The 17,826-nt window shown below is 70.6% G+C and carries 17 protein-coding genes; 7 read left to right on the top strand and 10 right to left on the bottom strand.

What is annotated here, in order from left to right:
* On the bottom strand, positions 1-1,237 hold a 1,237-nt coding region (locus ACFVH5_RS39330), incomplete at its 3' end, for an alginate lyase family protein (RefSeq protein ID WP_385838498.1).
* 313 nt (positions 1,238-1,550) lie between these two features.
* On the opposite strand from ACFVH5_RS39330, the gene ACFVH5_RS39325 reads away from it, so the two are divergent.
* From ACFVH5_RS39325 to ACFVH5_RS39310, 4 genes are all read left to right on the top strand, one after another.
* Positions 1,551-2,654, top strand: a complete 1,104-nt coding sequence (locus tag ACFVH5_RS39325) for a DUF1996 domain-containing protein (protein ID WP_384806838.1) — start codon at positions 1,551-1,553, stop codon at positions 2,652-2,654.
* Positions 2,655-2,746: 92 nt separating this feature from the next.
* Positions 2,747-4,495: a discoidin domain-containing protein gene (locus ACFVH5_RS39320; RefSeq protein ID WP_385838497.1), complete on the top strand. Its 1,749-nt coding sequence runs from the start codon at positions 2,747-2,749 to the stop codon at positions 4,493-4,495.
* A gap of 87 nt (positions 4,496-4,582) precedes the next feature.
* Complete coding sequence (locus ACFVH5_RS39315) at positions 4,583-5,623, top strand: LacI family DNA-binding transcriptional regulator (protein ID WP_385838496.1); 1,041 nt, start codon at positions 4,583-4,585, stop codon at positions 5,621-5,623.
* A 201-nt stretch (positions 5,624-5,824) separates the two neighbouring features.
* Positions 5,825-6,733 carry a glycoside hydrolase family 16 protein gene (locus ACFVH5_RS39310; protein WP_385838495.1) on the top strand — a complete coding sequence of 303 codons (909 nt, stop codon included), beginning with the start codon at positions 5,825-5,827 and terminating at the stop codon, positions 6,731-6,733.
* Positions 6,734-6,826: 93 nt separating this feature from the next.
* Here ACFVH5_RS39310 and ACFVH5_RS39305 read toward each other — a convergent pair whose 3' ends face one another.
* Positions 6,827-7,936, bottom strand: coding sequence for a hypothetical protein (locus ACFVH5_RS39305; protein WP_385838494.1), 1,110 nt, complete (start codon positions 7,934-7,936; stop codon positions 6,827-6,829).
* A gap of 38 nt (positions 7,937-7,974) precedes the next feature.
* Complete coding sequence (locus tag ACFVH5_RS39300; RefSeq protein ID WP_385838493.1) at positions 7,975-9,036, bottom strand: hypothetical protein; 1,062 nt, start codon at positions 9,034-9,036, stop codon at positions 7,975-7,977.
* Positions 9,037-9,273: 237 nt separating this feature from the next.
* Between ACFVH5_RS39300 and ACFVH5_RS39295 the strand changes: the two genes are divergently transcribed.
* Positions 9,274-9,771, top strand: a complete 498-nt coding sequence (locus ACFVH5_RS39295) for a peptidylprolyl isomerase (protein ID WP_384806853.1) — start codon at positions 9,274-9,276, stop codon at positions 9,769-9,771.
* A gap of 172 nt (positions 9,772-9,943) precedes the next feature.
* Here the strand turns inward: ACFVH5_RS39295 and ACFVH5_RS39290 are convergent, their stop codons facing one another.
* The 6 genes from ACFVH5_RS39290 to ACFVH5_RS39265 form a co-directional block, all read right to left on the bottom strand.
* A complete protein-coding gene (locus ACFVH5_RS39290; protein ID WP_385838492.1) occupies positions 9,944-10,366 on the bottom strand; it encodes a hypothetical protein in 423 nt (140 codons plus the stop codon).
* Between the two features lie 124 nt (positions 10,367-10,490).
* Positions 10,491-11,129: a dihydrofolate reductase family protein gene (locus ACFVH5_RS39285; RefSeq protein ID WP_385838491.1), complete on the bottom strand. Its 639-nt coding sequence runs from the start codon at positions 11,127-11,129 to the stop codon at positions 10,491-10,493.
* Positions 11,130-11,160: 31 nt separating this feature from the next.
* Positions 11,161-11,859 carry an HAD-IA family hydrolase gene (locus tag ACFVH5_RS39280; protein WP_385838490.1) on the bottom strand — a complete coding sequence of 233 codons (699 nt, stop codon included), beginning with the start codon at positions 11,857-11,859 and terminating at the stop codon, positions 11,161-11,163.
* A gap of 167 nt (positions 11,860-12,026) precedes the next feature.
* Positions 12,027-12,605, bottom strand: a complete 579-nt coding sequence (locus ACFVH5_RS39275; protein WP_385838489.1) for a dihydrofolate reductase family protein — start codon at positions 12,603-12,605, stop codon at positions 12,027-12,029.
* A gap of 130 nt (positions 12,606-12,735) precedes the next feature.
* Positions 12,736-14,184 carry a WGR domain-containing protein gene (locus tag ACFVH5_RS39270; RefSeq protein WP_385838488.1) on the bottom strand — a complete coding sequence of 483 codons (1,449 nt, stop codon included), beginning with the start codon at positions 14,182-14,184 and terminating at the stop codon, positions 12,736-12,738.
* 139 nt (positions 14,185-14,323) lie between these two features.
* On the bottom strand, positions 14,324-14,731 hold the full coding sequence (locus ACFVH5_RS39265; protein WP_385838499.1) for a hypothetical protein: 408 nt from the start codon (positions 14,729-14,731) through the stop codon (positions 14,324-14,326).
* A 96-nt stretch (positions 14,732-14,827) separates the two neighbouring features.
* Here ACFVH5_RS39265 and ACFVH5_RS39260 point away from each other — a divergent pair, with 96 nt between their 5' ends.
* Both ACFVH5_RS39260 and ACFVH5_RS39255 read left to right on the top strand, forming a co-directional pair.
* A complete protein-coding gene (locus ACFVH5_RS39260) occupies positions 14,828-15,157 on the top strand; it encodes an antibiotic biosynthesis monooxygenase family protein (protein ID WP_385838487.1) in 330 nt (109 codons plus the stop codon).
* A 351-nt stretch (positions 15,158-15,508) separates the two neighbouring features.
* A complete protein-coding gene (locus ACFVH5_RS39255) occupies positions 15,509-17,581 on the top strand; it encodes an NAD-binding lipoprotein (RefSeq protein ID WP_385838486.1) in 2,073 nt (690 codons plus the stop codon).
* A 154-nt stretch (positions 17,582-17,735) separates the two neighbouring features.
* Here the strand turns inward: ACFVH5_RS39255 and ACFVH5_RS39250 are convergent.
* Positions 17,736-17,826, bottom strand: a 91-nt coding sequence (locus ACFVH5_RS39250) for a cold shock domain-containing protein (RefSeq protein WP_385837884.1), incomplete at its 5' end; no start/stop codon positions are given.

Here is a 17,826-nt window from a genome sequence, read left to right as displayed (position 1 = left end):
CCCGCCGCGCCGCGCGGTCGCCGGCGTCCGCGGCCGCGTGGACGACGTCGCTCGCCGCGAAGCGACGGCATTCGAGTTCGGGGTGCGGCCACGCGACGCGTCCCGTGGCCGCCGGAAGCAGGTAGCGCACGGCCTTGAAGAGGCTCTGGCCGTCCGGTCCCCGGTGGCGCCAGAGGTCCACGCCGATGTGCTGCCCGATCGCGGCGAGTCTGGTGTACGCGACGAGGTCGAAGGTCGAGTAGTGCCAGCTCCTGGTCCGGGCGAGCTCCTGCGGCTGACTTCCGTCCGCCGCGATCTGGGGATCGACGCGGGTGACGGCCGCGGCGCGTACGGTCCGGCGGGCCAGGTCCTTCTCGCCGGTGGCGGACGCAAGACCCGCCACCAGCAGGTCGTAGAACGTGCCGTGGTTGTTCGCCGCCGCCGCTTCCTGGCGGCCGAACTCGCTGGTCGTCAGCCAGTCGAGGAAGTCGCTGTTCCACTGCCGCATACCGGCCCGGTCCGCCCTGCTCCAGGCGGGCGCGCCGGACCGGGTGCCGGACTCGAGGATCGCGACGGCGTCGAGGACCGCCGTGTAGGACTGCGAGAAGTCGATGATGCCGATGGCCCGGCCGTCGTACTTGCAGGGGATGAACTGGGCATGGTCGAGGTGCGGGTTCATCCGTGTCGCGGACGCCAGGAACCATGTCCGCAGGACCTGCGCGGCCTTCTCGGCGTACTGCCGCTTCCCCGTGTAGTGCCAGGCGAGCGCGAGGTCGTACGACGAGTCGAAGACCTTCTCCAGGTCCAGCCGGTCGGTGCCCGAGTCGACCTCGGGATTGCGCTCGCCGTCCCGCTGGACGTACGGGCAGCCCCACGGGTTGTCGGCGGTCGGCAATCGGCTCGGCCACCAGTAGGGGGCCTGGCTCAGATAGTCGTGGACGTCGCCGCCGGGTGCGGGCCTCGGCTTGTCGACGACGGTCCAGGGGCCCTGGTCCAGCCACTTGTCGGCCCGGCCGGTCAGATCAGCGACGGCTTCGCGGAGTCGGGGGTCGCCGTGCTGGAGGCGGACCTTGGTCTGCTGGAGCCGTCCGCCGTCGAGGACGACGGTGTCGGGCCGCGCGGTGCTTGACTGATCGGCCCGTGCGTCCACGGATGTCGTGCGAGCAGCCCCTGGGTGAGCGGAGGCGGCTGGGCCCAACAGGCCGACGAACAGGGCCACGGACGTCAGAACCGCGATACGGCGCACTCGTTTACCCATCGATCCTCGTTCGTGTAGGCGAATGAAGTTCATGGATGGAGACGATGTGAGGTTAGGGGCGATGCCCGGAGTTGGCAATGGGGCTGCGCGATGCGGCAGTTGCGGAGCCGATGGCCGTGCGAGCGCACGGCCCGCGCGGCAGGCCACCGCCAACTGCCCCTTCCGTCGGATGCCTTGACACCCCGCGCTCCCGCCTCAACACTCCGTCACGGGAGAGCGGGAGAGCGCTCTCCCGACGATCTCCCGGTCGTGCGACCCGCCCAAGGGGCCGCCCCCGCACAGTTCCCCCCATCGACGTCCTCAGGAGGTCTCCATGCCACGGAGATCGCAGCTCGTCTCAGGAAGCCTGATCGCCGGCGCCCTGTTGCTGACCTCGCTCGGTCTGGGCGGTGTCGCCGCCACCGCCGGCACTCCCCCACCGCCGGGCGACGCGACAGCGGCGTCCACCACGCACCGCACGGGCCACATGGGCCACACCATGGCCGCGTCGACCGCCGCCTCCCCGGAGGACCCCGACGGCGACGGCTACATTCCCGCGAACCCGCCGGTGACCGGCGTCTCGCCGTCCACGAAGGAGCCGCCCCACCGCTACTTCCACGAGTTCCAGGCCAACTGCTCGGTGAGCCACACCAAGCCGGACGACCCGATCGTGTACCCGCAGCAGCCGGGCAAGTCCCACGACCACACCTTCATGGGCAACCGCTCGACGAACGCGAACAGCACGACGTCCTCACTCGACGGCGCCACCACCACCTGCAACGCGCCCGGCGACCGGTCCGGCTACTGGATGCCCACCCTCTTCAAGGGCGACCAGCCGGTGCTGCCGGTCGGCCAGCAGGTCATCTACTACAAGGCGGGTGTCACCGACTACACGAGCGTGCGCCCCTTCCCCAAGGGCCTGCGGTTCCTCGTGGGCAGCCCGACCCAGAGCCGGGAGGAGTTCCGCGGGCACCGCGGCTTCGTCGAGGGCTGGGAGTGCGGCGACAGCTTCTTCAACGTCGACTTCCCGACGAACTGCCCGAGCCGTCCGGACGTCAAGCTCAACATCCGTTTCCAGGCGCCCAGTTGCTGGGACGGCCGGTACCTGGACACACCTGACCACAAGAGCCACATGGCCTATCCCGTGGTCAACCCCGGCACGAACAACAACATCTGCCCGACCAGCCATCCGGTCGCCCTGCCGATGATCGAGTTCAAGATGGCCTGGCCCGTCAACGGCGATCTCTCCCAGGTGAAGCTGGCCAGCGGACCGAGCTGGTCGTTCCACTACGACTTCTTCAACGCCTGGGACGCGCCGACCCTGAACGCGCTGGTCGGCCACTGCCTCGTCGGCGGCCTGCAGTGCGACGCGCGCGGCTACGACCAGACCCACCCCGAAGCCGGGGCGGCGCTCGACGAGAACTACGAACTTCCCTGAGCGAGCCGGACCCTGTCGCGTACCGGGCGGCCGGGCCGGACCACCCCGCCACGGTCCGGCCGCCCCCTCCACCCCCACACCGGAGATCCCATATGAGCCCCACACCCACCCGCATGCGCCGGATCGCGGCGCCACTCACCGCAGGGCTGCTGGCCGCCGGCGCCCTCTCCCTGCCCGCGCAGCAGGCGCACGCCGCCGGCAGCGTCGTCAGGGTGACCGGCTCCCAGGGCAACTGGCAGCTGACCGTGGACGGCAGCCCGTACCAGGTCAAAGGCCTGACCTGGGGTCCGGCCGTGGCCGACGCCGGCCGGTACATGCCCGACGTCAGATCCATGGGTGTCAACACCGTCCGCACCTGGGGCACCGACGCCTCCAGCAAGGCCCTGTTCGACTCCGCGGCGGCGAACGGCATCAAGGTCGTCGCCGGGTTCTGGCTGCAGCCCGGCGGCGGTCCGGGCAGCGGCGGCTGTGTGAACTACCTGACGGACACCGCGTACAAGAACCAGATGCTCGACGAGTTCCCCAAGTGGGTCCAGGAGTACAAGGACCATCCCGGTGTGCTGATGTGGAACGTCGGCAACGAGTCGGTGCTCGGCCTGCAGAACTGCTTCAGCGGTGACGAGCTGGAACGCCAGCGCAACGCCTACACCACCTTCGTCAACGACATCACCAGGAAGATCCACGGGATCGACCCGAACCACCCGGTCACCTCCACCGACGCATGGGTCGGCGCCTGGCCCTACTACAAGCGCAACGCGCCCGACCTCGACCTGTACGCGGTCAACGCCTACAACGCCGTGTGCGACATCAAGTCCGCCTGGGAACAGGGCGGTTACACCAAGCCGTACATCGTCACCGAGAGCGGCCCGCCCGGCGAGTGGGAGGTGCCCGACGACGCCAACGGAGTCCCCCAGGAGCCCACCGACCAGGCCAAAGCAGCCGGATACACCAGGGCGTGGGGCTGCGTCACCGGACACCGGGGGGTCGCGCTCGGCGCCACGATGTTCCACTACGGCACCGAGTACGACTTCGGCGGGATCTGGTTCAACCTGCTGCCCGCCGGACAGAAACGGCTGTCGTACTACGCGGTGAAGCGCGCGTACGGCGCCGACACCTCACGCGACAACACACCCCCGGTCGTCACCGGCCTGTCCGTGGAGGGCGACGCGGGCAAGGTGCAGGCCGGGCGCGACCTGACCCTGGCGGTCGGCGCGAGCGACCCCGACGGGGACGCGATCTCGTACGAGGTGCTGGACAACAGCATGTACGTCGACCGGAGCGGGCAGCTCACCGCCCGGCCGCACACCGACCTCGGCGGGGGCCGGCTCAGGGTCACCGCGCCCGACCGGCCCGGAGTGTGGAAGATCTACGTCAAAGCCACGGACGGCAGGGGCAACGTCGGCGTCGAGACGCGCTCGATCCGTGTGGTGCCGCCGGTCGTCGACGGCACGAACCTCGCACTGAACAAGCCGGCGACCGCCTCCTCCTACCAGACGGGCGGCGGCGACTGCCCCTGCACCGCCGCGGGCGCCGTGGACGGGAAGAACGACACGCGCTGGGCCAGTGACTGGAGCGATCCGCAGTGGCTGCGGGTCGACCTCGGCACGCGCAGCACGTTCAGGCATGTGCAACTGGTCTGGGAGACCTCCTACGCCAAGGCGTACACGATCCAGACGTCCGACGACGGTCAGAGCTGGCGGACCGTGCGCGAGGTGACCGACGGCAACGGCGGGGTCGACGACTTCGACGTGTCAGGCACCGGCCGCTATGTGCGGGTCAACGGCACCGCACGCGGCACCGGCTGGGGCTATTCCCTCTATGAGTTCGGCATCTACAACTGACCTGTGGGACGACCGGCGCCGAGGGTCGGCCCGCACTCCGGGAGAGCGCTCTATGCCGTCCGTGACCGGTGCCGTTAGGGTGCGGGCATGAGCAGACAGGCCCCGACCCTGGAGGATGTGGCGCGGGAGGCGGGCGTCTCCCGCGCCACCGTCTCCCGCGTCGTCAACGGTGTCCGCAACGTCGACCCCGCCATCCAGGAGTCGGTCCGCGAGGCCATCAGCAGAACGGGTTACGCGCCCAACCAGGCGGCCAGATCGCTGGTGACCCGGCGTACCGAGACCGTGGTGCTCGTGGTGTCCGGCGCCGGTGACGTCTCGGAGGAGGAGCAGAACGCCTTCGCCGCACGGGTGTTGGCGGACCCGTTCTTCGGCCGGGTGGTGAGCGGGGTCGTGGGCCAGCTGCGTCCGCGCTCGATGCATCCGGTGCTCATGTTCGCCGAGACAGCCGAGGCACGGCAGGAGGTCGTGACGTATCTGCGGCAGGGCAGCGCGGACGGGGCCCTCGTGGTCTCGACGCACGCGGACGATCCGCTGCCCGCGCTGCTGGCCGGGGCGGGACTGCCCGCCGTACTGTTCGCCCGGCCCTCCCGGCCGGTCGCGCTCAGCTATGTCGACCTCGCCCACCGGGACGGCGGACGGCTGGCCGCCGAGCATCTGCTGGGCCGCGGCTGCCGACGCATCGCCACCGTGTCCGGACCGCTGGCCGTGTCCGCGAGCCAGGAGCGCCTTGCCGGGTTCCGCGACACGATGGCCCGCCACGGCCACGCGTACGTCCCGCTCGTGCAGGGCGGTTTCACCGTCGACAGCGGCATGGCGGCGATGACGGAACTGCTCGCCGAACACCCGGACACGGACGGGGTGTTCGCGGCCAACGACCTGATGGCCCAGGGCATCTGCCAGGTGCTGCGGGAGCGGGGACGGCGGGTGCCGCACGAGGTCGCGGTCGTCGGGTTCGACGATTCGAGCGTGGCGGTCACCTGCCGGCCACCGCTGACCACCGTCCGCCAGCCGGTCGAGGACATGGCGGCGGCGATGGCCCGTCTGCTCGCCGAACACATCGCGGGCGTACGCACCGAGCCGACGTCGATCATCTTCGATCCCGAGCTGGTGGTCCGGGAATCCGCGTAGGGCCTGTCTGACAATTCCCGTCGTCGCCCGCCCTGGGGCCGGCCGGGCTGTGGCGCCGGGCGGGGTCAGCGGCGAGGATGTTTTCCGGTAGCCGGCCTTCGGCAGTCGGCCTTGGTAGCCAGCCTTTGGCAGACGGCAGACGGCAGACGGCGGACGGCAGTTGGCAGTTGGCGTCGGCAGTTGCGACCCGAGGAGTCCGTGATGGGTTCACACGCGGCCCCGCACCACCTGAGGCCCCCCTTCCTGCTGGTGTCCGTGGCGGTCGCGCTCGTGGCCGCGCTCCTGTGGCTCCCCCGCGCCGACGGCGCGCCCGCGAGGACCGACGCCTGCGGTGCCACGGCGGTGCGGCTGCCCCGCGGTGACTGCGGTCCCTTCTGGCAGGTTCTCGCGGAGGACTTCAACGGCGACCGCGTGCCGCTCGGTTCGTTCAGCGACTGCGATCACCACGTCGACACCTCCGGCGCCCACTGCGGAGGGCTGCGCGGCACGTACCGCGACAACTGGTGGGCGTATCCCACCGGTTGGCCCGACACGGCTGTGAGCCGGGGCCGGGAGGTGGTGGGCGTCTACCACCCGGAGGACACCGTGAGCGTGGGTCCCGCGCCGAACGGCGACGGACGGATGTTCATCCGGATGTGGCGTCCGGCCGACGGCGGTCCCGTGCACTCCGCTGCGGTGCTGCCTCGCGCGGTCATGGACATGGCCTACGGCAAGTACTCGGCGCGCATCAAGGTGACGAAGGCGGCGCCCGGCTACAAGTCCGCCTGGCTGCACTACGGCGGCGGCTGCGAGATGGACCATCCCGAGGGCGAGTGGACCGGCTCCCTCTCGTCCTTCCACCATCCCTGCGGGGGCGGTGAACAGGGCTACTTCCCTGGCAGTGACGACTGGACCGACTGGCACACCGTGTCCACGGAATGGACACCCGGCAACGTCCGCTTCTTCGTCGACGGCCGCGAGACGGGCCACGACACCCGGGGCGTGCCGGACAGCCCGCTGTCCTGGGTGATGCAGAACGAGAGCGCCCTGGAAGGGCCCGGGGCGGCGCCCGGCAGCAGCGCGCAGATCGACATCACGTGGGTGGCGGCGTACGCGTACGGGTGGAAGTGACCGCGAGGCCACGCCATGGGGTGCCGCGGGGTCCACGTCGTCGGTTGCGCCGGTCCGCGCCGTGGGGTGCGGCCTGCGCAGTGTGTTCGGCGGTCAGTCGAACCGCAGGATGCGCGGGGCGAAGGTGCCCTCGGGGCCGTCGGCGCGGCCGACCGACCACACCGACTCCGTGCCGGGCACGGTCGCCAGCCGGAGCGTCCAGGACTCGCCCTCACCGGCCACCGCCGGTTCGCCGTACTCGGTGAACGACTGGCCGTTCCAGGCGAGGAAGTCCGGCCCTGGGACGAGTGGCGGGCTGCTGCCCGCCGGGCCCCACTTCTGCGAGCGGGCCACGGAGACCCAGCCGAGCGTGCCGGACGTGGTGGGCGCCAGTGAGTCGACGGAGCCGAAGTCGGTGGGCACGGACACCTTGTTCCACGCCTGTCCGTCGAAGCGGACGAGCAGCGGGGGAATCGGCCGGCCCGGTGGACCGCCGACGAATCCGGCCGTGCCGCCCGCCCACACCTCTGTCGGGGACACCGCGAGGACACTGCCGACGGCCGACCGCGGGAATCCGTCCACGACCGTCTGCTGCCATGCCTGCCCGTCCCAGTGCGACACGGCGGCACCCGAGACGTTCGCGCCCGCGGCCCAGACGTCGTCCGCCGCCAGGATGTGCAGGCCGTACACGGATCCGGGCGGTGCCGGCACGTCCTGCCAGTCGCTCCCGTCCCAGCGCAGCAGGGCCTGCGCGCCGTCCCGCGAACCGATCAGCCAGGTCTCACCGCCTCCGGCGACGGCTTTGGTCGGCACGAACCCGCTCGGCGGCCTGCTCTCGCTCCAGGCCTGGCCCTCGTACCGGAGCAGGCGGGCGCCGCCCGCCGAGTCGCGGCCGACCGCCCATACCGCGGTCGGTGACGTCGCGGCGACGGACAGCAGTTCTCCCTGCCAGCGGATTCCGGGGAGGTTCTGGCGCTGCCAGGCGGTTCCGTCCCAGCGCAGTACGAGCGGGAAGCCCGGTGCCTCACGGCCGACGGCGTCGGCGCCCACGGCCCACGCCCGGTCCGGTCCGAACGCCACGGCCTCGTTCAGTGCGGCCTGTGGGCGGACCTGTGCCGGGACCGGGACGTGCAGCCAGGACCGCGCATCGGCCGCGGCGGATGCCATGCCGGCCATGATGGTCATGGCGACGGCCAGGGCCGCGACGAGAAGCCGGTGCGCCATGGGTCTTCCGCGGGTGATGGGCAGTCCGTGGGGCATGGTCAGCCTCCCAGCCGCTCGCTCATCAGGTTCGGTTTCGAGCCGTAGATCTCGGCGGTCCCGAAGGACAGCAGTGCGGATCCGCTCCTCGCCAGCGCACGCGGTTTGACGTCGATCGCGTTCGTACGTTCCGGTCCGTAGGAGAAGGTGGTGCGGCGGCCGTCCACGCGTGCGTACTTCGACTGGAACGCACGGTCGCTGCGCACCGGCAGCCACAGGGCACCGTCCGGGCCGCGCACCATGGCCTCGGTGTAGGTGTCGCCCAGCGGTGGGTGGGTGGTGCGCCAGGCGTTCCCTTCGCCGTCCCACGTCATCAGGTAGGTACCGGCCACGCCGTCGGTGTACTGGCTGCCGCCGATCGTGACCCGGCCGGAGGGTTCGAGCAGGATCGTGTGCACGTTGCTGTCCGGCGGCAGCGGAACCTGAGCGTCCCGCCAGGCCGTGCCGTCCCAGCGCAGGACGGTGGTGCCGGTGTCCGTGTCCGCCCAGGCCCAGGCGTCGTCGGCGGTGCGGGCGGTGATACCCATCAGGTAGCGCACACCGTCCGGGGTGGCCTGCGTGGTCCAGCCCGAACCGTCGTGGTGCAGCACCTTCAGCCCGGTGTCGTCCTCGCCGACCACCCAGGCGGCACCCGGTACCGCGGTGAAGTCCTGATACGTCCACAGGGTCCGCGGCAGCGCGACGGAACTCCACGCTCCCGCCGACCGGCGCAGGATCTCTCCGGCTCCGTCGCGGTTGTGGAAGATCCACACTTCCCTGCCGACGAACTGCACCTTGCCCAGCCAGCCCGGTTCCCCGGCGCCCGGGAAGGTCGTGTCCCGGCTCCACGCCGTGCCGTCCCACCGGTAGAGCATCGGCCGCAGCCCGTCGGCGGCCTGCTCGTACCCGGTCGCCCACGCCTCGCCCGGCCCCCGGGCGGCGAGATCGGTCACGGTCACCGGCGGTGCCGCCGCCGGTACCGGCAGCACCGACCAGCTCGGTGTCACCGTCACCGCCACCGTCGGTGACGACAGCGCGGCGCACGCGAGCAGAAGGCAGACAACGGCCGCACGAAGACTGTTCACGAGCCCCCCAGAGTCACAAGTGCCCCAGAACGTGAAGATCGGACAGCCTAGGGGCGCTGCCGCACCCGTGAACAGGCGGCAACCGGCCGATCCGGTCGACTCGGCTGATCCAGTTGATCCGGCTGATCCGGCTGATCGTGGAAGCACCTGCCGGGGGAACCGCCGGAATCTGGGCTTCTCGGGCGGCGAAGCAGGGTGGCACCCTGGCAGTGCGCGGGGACGTGAAAGGATTGCCCTATGTCTACCAACGTCTTCTTCGACATCACCATTGACGGCGACGCCGCCGGCCGCATCGTCTTCGACCTGTACGACGACGTCGTCCCCAAGACGGCGCAGAACTTCCGTGAGCTGGCCACCGGCCAGCACGGCTACGGATACGAGGGCTCGGGCTTCCACCGTGTCATCCCGGAGTTCATGCTCCAGGGTGGTGACTTCACCCGTGGCGACGGCACGGGCGGCAAGAGCATCTACGGCGCCAAGTTCGACGACGAGAACTTCAAGCTCAAGCACGACAAGCCGTTCCTGCTGTCCATGGCCAACTCCGGCCCCAACAGCAACGGCTCGCAGTTCTTCATCACCACGATCATCACCTCGTGGCTGGACGGCAAGCACGTGGTCTTCGGCGAAGTGATCGAGGGACAGGACCTGGTGCGGAAGATCGAGTCCCTGGGCTCGGGCTCCGGTACCACCCGCGCGAAGATCGTGATCGCTGCCTCGGGCATCGTCGAGAAGTAGGGTCCGCACCCCGGGCGGCGGGGCGCCGACTCGACGCAGGCCGTCCGGGTCGCGCGCTCACCCGCTCGCCCGGGGGCCTGCCCCGCTCGCCCCGGGCGCCGCACGACGGCGCCCTAGGGCCTGTCTGACAATTCCCGTCGTCGCCCGGCAGACGGGAATTGTCAGACAGGCCCTAGGCGCAACCGGGTGGTTCCTTCTCGGACGGTACGAACTGCAGCGTCGGCATCCCGGCGGCGTCGAAGTCGGCGGTGTCCGGCCCGATCAGTGTCACGTACCCGGGCAGTATCTGACTGTCCCGCGAGGGCGGCTCCCCCTGGAACTGCTCGGCCCCGGGCAGCACGGAGTCGAGAACCCACCAACGGCCGCCGAAGCGCAGCCACTTGATCCCGCAGTGCGTATAGAGGTCGTACGGGTACGGCTTGTGCTGCTCGGGCTCCGCCGGCCCTTCTTGACCCTTGCCCCGATCCACGGTGCGGGCGGGCAAGGTCGGTCCGGTGTACCCCTCCTCGCGCGGACGGTCGTCCGAGGGCGAGCAGCCGGAGAGCAACAGCCCGGCGCTCAGAATCAGAATGGCGACTTGGCGCGATGGTTTCACGCACCTCAGACGCCGGGGCCGCCTGTTCCGTTCGCTCCCCGGGTCTCGTCAGCTCTGCAGGCGCCGTATCGGCCCACACGCATCCGGCCCGATAGGCAACAGAACAACCCTCAACCTGCACGCGTCAGCGGCGGACCAGCACCGCGTGGGTGACGGCCGGCGAAGTGATCAGCTCGGACACGCGGTAGCGGTCGATGCCGTCGCCCAGATTGTCGAGCAGCCGTTCACCGCGCCCGATGAGCATCGGTGCGATCACCATGTGGAGCTCGTCGATCAGTCCGGCGCGCAGGTACTGCTGGATGACCGCCGCACCGCCGCCGATCCGGACGTCCTTGCCGCCCGCGGCGTCGAAGGCGCGCTGGAGCACCGTCTCCAGCGGGTCGTCCGTGAAGTGGAAGGTCGTTCCGCCGGCCATCTCCAGTGCCGGGCGCGGATGGTGGGTGTGCACGAAGACGTCGTGATGGTAGGGCGGGTTGTCGCCCCACCAGCCCTTCCAGGACTCGTCCGCCCACGGCCCGCGCTGGGGCCCGAACATGTTGCGTCCCATGATCGTGGCCCCGATGTTCCGCTCGCCGCGGGCGAGGCGGTCGGCGTCGATTCCGGTCTTCCCGGCGGCGGAATCCTCCGTCGCGGCGACGAACCAGCTGTGCAGTTCGTCGCCCCATCCGACGCCGTCGCCGAACGGGGCGTCCAGGCGCTGGTTCTCACCGGCCACGAAGCCGTCCAGGGAGATCGTCACATTGTGTACGCGGACCTTGGGCACGGCATTCACCTCTCGTGTTGATGTCGGTCTCTCACCCTTGCGTCGTACGGAGCGTGCTCGGATCGACATCCCCACGCACGTTTTTCCGGCGAAGCTGATTCCCACGCGTGGTGTCGGGTGACGCGGCACCGCTCAGGTGCTCTGCGATCCGGGTGATGGTCCGCTCGTTGTCCTCGAAGAGGTGAGCCCGCAGTCCTGCCGCTCGGGCCGCCGCGATGTTGACGTCGTAGTCGTCGATGAAGAGGCAGTCCGCCGGGCGGACTCGCAGACGGGCACACGTGATGTCGAAGGCCCGCGGATCGGGCTTGCAGACACCGATCTCGTGGGAGTAGAGGATCTCCTCCACCAGCTCGCCGAACCCGTACCTCGCGGTCTCCAGTTCCCGGGCGCCCACAAAACTGTTGCTGAGGATGCCCAGCCGACAGCGGGACCGCAGCCCCCGGACGTACTCGATCAGCTCCACGTTCGGGGTCCCCAGGTACTCCTCCCACAGATCGGACATGAACGACTCGATCCGCGGGGCGTCGAGGCCGAGCCGGACACCGACCTGTGCCCGCACCTCAGGCTCGGTGATCGTCCCGACCGCGCCGGCCTGCCAGACATCGTCCAGCCTCCGGTCCACGGTCCCGTGGGGCAGCCCGAGCCGCTCGTCCCACTGGTGAAGCCATCCTGTCGGCGGCGTGATCTCCAAGACCCCGCCGATGTCGAGAATGACGCAGCGCGTTTCCATCCAAGGTCCCCTCATCCGGTCTCCGGTCCCGGCAAAGGACACGGAGAGCGTCGGCTTTGTCGGTGGGCACACTGTGGGCCCTCGCCCTTGGGCAAGGTCAAGACCACCAAGTGCGTGGGCCGGAAGCGGCGCCCTTCGGAGAGCGGGTTCAAGGGGCATGGCTGGGTTCAGGCATGCAGGGTCGGGCGGTAGATGAGTACCTGGGTGCGGCCGTCGAGTGTTCGGCTCTCGATCAGTTCGAGGTCGAAGTCGGCCGCGCCCTGGAAGATCGGGTCGAGGCCCGTCCTACCGGTGATCACGGGAAAGAGCGTCACCTGGACGCGGTCGACCAGACCGGCGGCCATCAGCGCCCGGTTCATCGACGGGCTGCCGTGCGAGCGCAGCGGTACCTTGGACTCCTCCTTGAGCCGGGCGACGACCTCGACCGCGTCGCCGTTCACGAGGTCCGCGTCCTGCCAGTCGAGTGGGCCTTTCAGCGTGGTCGACACCACCGTCGCCGGCAGGTTCGTCATGCGGGTGACCCACGGGTCGTGCACCTCGGACGCCGCGGCGCTTGAGGCCAGGATGCGGGCGAACGTCCGATACGTGTTGGCCCCGAAGACCATCCGCTGCTCCTCGCCGTACAGGGCGAGGCGGTGGTCGAGCAGCTCGGGACCCTGCTTGCCCCAGTAGCCGGTCCAGTCCCCGCCGGCGGCACCGAAGCCGTCGAGGCTGGAGAAGACGTCGAACGTGTAGGGAACGGTCATGATGCTCTCCTCGGGACGGGGCCGGGACCGGTGAGTCCTGTCGTGGATGCAGACCGGCAAACACGGCACAACTCATCGGTCCCGGCCCCTGGAATCCGTCCCCGGCCGCCCCGGATACGGGGCCGACGGTCTACAGCAGGCGCCGGATGTCGCCGCGGACCCGGTAGAAGCCGCCCGCCGCCGGGTGCAGGGCGTCCACGACGTAGCGGGCTCCGGGCTCTCGTATCGTGCGCGGGAACTGGACGTTCCAGGACTGGTCGTAGCCCTCGGACACCACGTGGACGCGCAGGCGGCCGGTCGTCTGGACGCACTCGACGACGATCGCTCCGGCGGGGGCCTGCGAGACACTCGCCAGTGCGGTCACGGCCGTGGCCGGTTCGTACGTCGGCAGAGCCGCGGCGAGCTTGACGTCCCGGGCGACCGGCACCGTGCCCTGCTGGGCCGCCGCGATGGCCGCCTCGCTCGCGTCCACGCACACCAGCGAGCCGTCCGTGGTCACCAGGTACAGCCGCTCGTCGCGGTACTGCATCGACAGCGCCGAGCCACCGCCGGTGCCCAGCTTCCACAAACGCGTGCCGTCCCGGTCGAAGCAGTACACCGACGAGGACGCGTCCCCGGCGAAGACGAACCGGCCGCCGGGCGAGGTGGCACATGAGTAGACCGCGCTGTCGCAGGAATAGGTGGCCTCGACCGTGCCGGTCGCCTTCGACAGCCGCTGGACCACCCGGTGCGCGGTGCCCGCGAACACGGCGTCCTGCTCCTGCCAGCCGAACAGGACCCCGCCGCGGGTCGGCGTGTGCCACAACTCCCCGGTCCCGTCCGGCGCGTACGCGCTCACCCCGCTCTGGTGACCGTGGTAGACGGCCCGGTCGTCGGCGCGGACCATCCAGCCGTGCTCGCCCTGACTGCGGCGCGCCCACTGATGCTCGTCCTCGTGGTCGATGACGGTCAGGCGGCCCTCGCGGTCCGACACGTTCAGGACGCCCTCGTGGATGTCCAGCCAGAAGATGTCGACGTCCGCCGCCACGTCGTACGCCGCGAACGGCAGCTTCGAGGACAGGTCGTAGACCCGGCCGTCATCGCAGCCCGCGTATATCCAGAAGTCGTCGGCGACCAGGCACTTCACACCGTCCGGCAGGCTGAAGCGGGCCAGGACGCCACCGTCGTGGTCCAGGGTGAAGACATCGCCCGCCTGGTTGCCGACCCAGCAGCGGTCGTCGTCGACATGGATGCCGAACGCGGACGACCCGGTACGGAAACGCCACAGCACCGGGGCCACGGACCGCGCGGTGGAGGGAGCCGAGGCCACCTGACGCCGGGTCACCGCACGGGGCGGACGCTGTCCGGCGACCGCGGGAGCGTATCCCTTGCGGACCTTCTCCCCCACCTTCTTCGCGGCGGCGGCGCGCGCCTTGTCCGCCGTGGGGAACGTCGTCGTCTGTATCTGTCCGGCGGCACCGATCCGTCCGTACCGCACTGTCACCACCAGCCCGTCCACGGCCACTTCGTAGAACTTGTGCGCAGCGCCGTCCTCCTGCGACAGCTCCAGATACGTCGTCGACGCGGACCCACTAGACATGACAGAACCCTCCCCGGAACAGGCCCCGCGGTCTCTCCAGCGGGTCCCACTGCTCACACCGTAGAGGCTGCCACTGACACTCGGCCGATCAGCCCCGTCCGCCGGGGCCCGAGCACGCCCACCCCACGAGGGTCAGGAATCAGCCGTCCCTCTGGTCCGCCTGGCCCGCCTGGCCCGCCTCGTCCTGATGGTCCGCCTCATCCGGATGGTCCGTCTGGTCCGGCGCGTCCGCGTCGAGTTTCGCGAGGTGGTCCTCCCAGCGTCGGCGTCGCTCGTCCTGGGACTGTTCCCACCAGGGCGTGCCACGTTCCCCCAGCGCGACCTTCGCGTGCTGCACGCGCGCCCGCGCCGAGCGCTCGGCCGACGCGTCGTCGGCGGTGGTCGCCGCACGCACCGCGCGGCGGGCCGCCATGAGGTGACGTCGCAGACGGGCTGCGACGTCCTCGGGCAGGGAGGGGTCCGTGGCCCGCCATTTCCGCCCGTCGATGACGACGTGGTGTCCGTCGGGAGTCTTCTGCGGTCCGTCATGCGCGTTCCCACACGCAATTCTGTCCGTACGTCGGCCTGGCGGCGCGGCAAGGCAGTCGGCCGCCACGCGCACCCCGTCGTCCGGCGCCGGACGCGGTCACGGCAGGATGGGCGCATGAGCGTAGTCAAGATCAACGTCCTGACCGTCCCTGCCGAGCAGCGGGAAATCCTGGAGAAGCGGTTCGCGTCCCGCGCGGGCACCGTCGAGAACTCCGACGGCTTCGAGTGGTTCGAACTCCTCCGCCCGATCGAGGGCACCGACAGCTATCTCGTCTACACGCGGTGGCGTGACGAGGAGTCCTTCACCGCGTGGATGGAGGGCAGCATGAAGGCGGCCCACCAGGGCGGCGGCGCGGAGGGCGGCGAGCGGCCCAAGCCGGCGGCGAGCGGTTCCACGCTGTGGTCCTTCGAGGTCGTGCAGCAGACCCCGCCGCGCAGCGCGTAGTTCCGCGCCCCGCGTGCCATGGGGCCAGAGTCACCCATCGACCCGGTGACCGGGTCACCGGGTCACCGGGTCGATGGGGCTCACTGGGTTGATGACCCACTGGCCCATTGGGTCATTGGGTGACTGGCCCATTGGCCACTGGCATCCGCTGACGACCCCTGTCGGCCGCTGAAGGCCGCCGCGCGAACGTGACGTGTCCCGAAAGGATGAACGTCATCGTGTCCGGGCGTGTCTCCGGCATCGGACCAGCACTCTTGCAGACCAGGGCACTGCCGTTACGCGTGCGGACGGTGGTGCCCCTGGTGTGTCGGCGGTGCCGTCCGGGGCGGGCGGGGGAAGCAGGGGTGCGCAGTGGAGCGGCAACGGCCGACCTCTTTACGGGACCGGGCCCGCTACCGGTTCGACACGACGCTGGCCCGCAGCACGGGGATGCTGGTGGGCTGGCTGGTGGTGTCCTGCCTGGCGGTGGTGGTGCCCGTCAGTGCGCTGGTGGTGTGGACGGATCCCGGCTCTCCGCGTTCGCTGTCGGGCCGCCTGTCGGCGGTGTGGCGGACCAGCGCGGAGACGCTGCGGCTCGGCGCGCCGACGGGTGCGCCGATGCGGATGGCGCTGTCGGTGCTGCTGGGGATCGTCGCGCTGCTGTGCGTGTCGACCCTGGTGGGGGTGATCACCACCGGACTGGGTGAACGGCTGACCGAGTTGCGGCGGGGCCGCTCGATGGTGCTTGAGCAGGAGCACGCGGTTGTCCTGGGCTGGTCGGACCAGGTGTTCACGGTGGTGGGTGAGCTGGCCGCGGCCCGGGCCGGCTCCCGCTGTGTGATCGCCGTCCTGGCCGACCGGGACGTCGCCGAGATGGAGGAGGCGCTCACCGCGTCCCTGGGGCGTGGCTCCGCTGTCCGGCTGGTCTGCCGCAGCGGCTCGCTGACCACGGTCGACACCCTGGCCCTGGTCACTCCCCGGGCCGCCAGTTCCGTACTCGTACTGCCCTCGGAGGCTCCGGAGGCGGACAGCGAAGTCGTACGTGTGCTGCTGGCCCTGCGGGCGGTCCTCGGTGACGAGGCCGGTCCGCCGGTCGTCGCGGCCGTGCGCGACCGCCGTCAGCTGCCCGCCGCCCGGCTCGCCGCAGGCAGGCGCGGCACGATCGTGGAGACGGACGCGACGACGGCGAGACTGCTGGTGCAGTCGGCGCGGCGCACCGGGGTGGGCGAGGTTCTGCGTGACCTGCTCGATTTCTCCGGCGCGGAATTCCATCTCGTGGATGTGCCACCAGCCGTCGGGCAGGGGCCCGCGGGCGCTCGCTTCGGGGATCTGCTGCTGCGCTTCGAACGGTCCAGTGTGGTGGGCCTGTTGAGTCCGGGCGGGCAGCCGCGGCTCAGCCCCGCTCCGGACACCGTCGTCGGCCCGGAGGACCGGCTCATCGTGATCGCGCACGACGGTGTGCCGGAGGCGCCGGTCGACTGTCGTGCGTACGTCGACCCGACGGCGTTCGCGGCGCCGCAGCCCGACCGGGGTGGGCCGGTGCGGGTGCTGCTGCTCGGCTGGAACCGTCGCGCGCCGCTGCTGGTGGAGGCGCTGCGCCACAGCGTCGCGCCGGGGTCGGTACTCGATGTCGTCGTCGATGAGTCGCAGACGGCTCCCGTCCAGGACCAGGCCTGTTCCCTGCAAGGCGCGGCACGGCTGACCGTCTCCTGGCGAAGTGGTGAGTTGCTGCACCCGGAGAGCCTCGCGGACCTGGATCTCTTCGTCTACGACACGGTGATCGTGCTCGGGGCGGACGCCGTGGACGGCCCGGGGCATCCCGACGACAGGGTCCTGGTCACCCTGCTGATGCTTCGGGAGCTGGAAATCCAGGCGGGCCGGACCCTGCCGGTGGTCGCGGAACTCGGCGACCACCGCAACCGAGCGCTCGCGCCGCTGGGCCCGGCATCCGATGTCGTCGTCCGGGGTGAGCTGACCGGCCTGCTGATGGCCCAGATCGCGCACAACCCGCATCTGGCCGCCGTGTTCGGGGAACTGTTCGCGGCGCACGGCGCGTCGGTGCATCTGCGGCCGGCCCACCACTACACGACACCTGGGCGCGAGACCTCGTTCGCGACGGTCGTGGCGGCCGCCCGGGGGCGGGGCGAATGTGCCGTCGGCTACCGCCGTACCGACCCGGAGGCAGCCACCGGTAACCTGCACGAACTGCGGCTAAGTCCCGCCAAGACCGAACGACGTGTGTGGAACGCGCGGGACGAGGTGGTCGTCGTGGCGAACGACTCCGCCGGGCCCGACCAGCCGCACGGCACTCTCATCGCGGTACCCGGCATGCGCCACGACCACGGAGACGACACCGCGCTGTCCGGCGGTTCACCCGGACGGCAGTCACCCCACGACTCCCCGGAACAGGACCGGACGCGCGGAGAGAACGGCACATCGGGGTGACACACCCGCACCCCTGAACACGGTTCGGCGCACCCGACTTCGCGCATACGCAGGGGTGTTGTCGGGTTCGCGCATACGCAGGGGTGTTGTCGGGCGGGACGCGTCGGTGGCCCCGGAACAGCTGTTCCGGGGCCACCAGCGTCTGACCGCGAGATCAGGCGGGGGTGATGTTCTCCGCCTGCGGGCCCTTCTGGCCCTGCGTGACGTCGAAGTTCACGACCTGGCCTTCCTGGAGCTCACGGAAG

It is taken from the genome of Streptomyces sp. NPDC127119 (assembly GCF_042677425.1).
In the GTDB taxonomy this organism is placed as follows: domain Bacteria; phylum Actinomycetota; class Actinomycetes; order Streptomycetales; family Streptomycetaceae; genus Streptomyces.
Note: the sequence above shows the minus strand (reverse complement) of the source record. Positions and strands in the feature narration are given on the sequence as shown.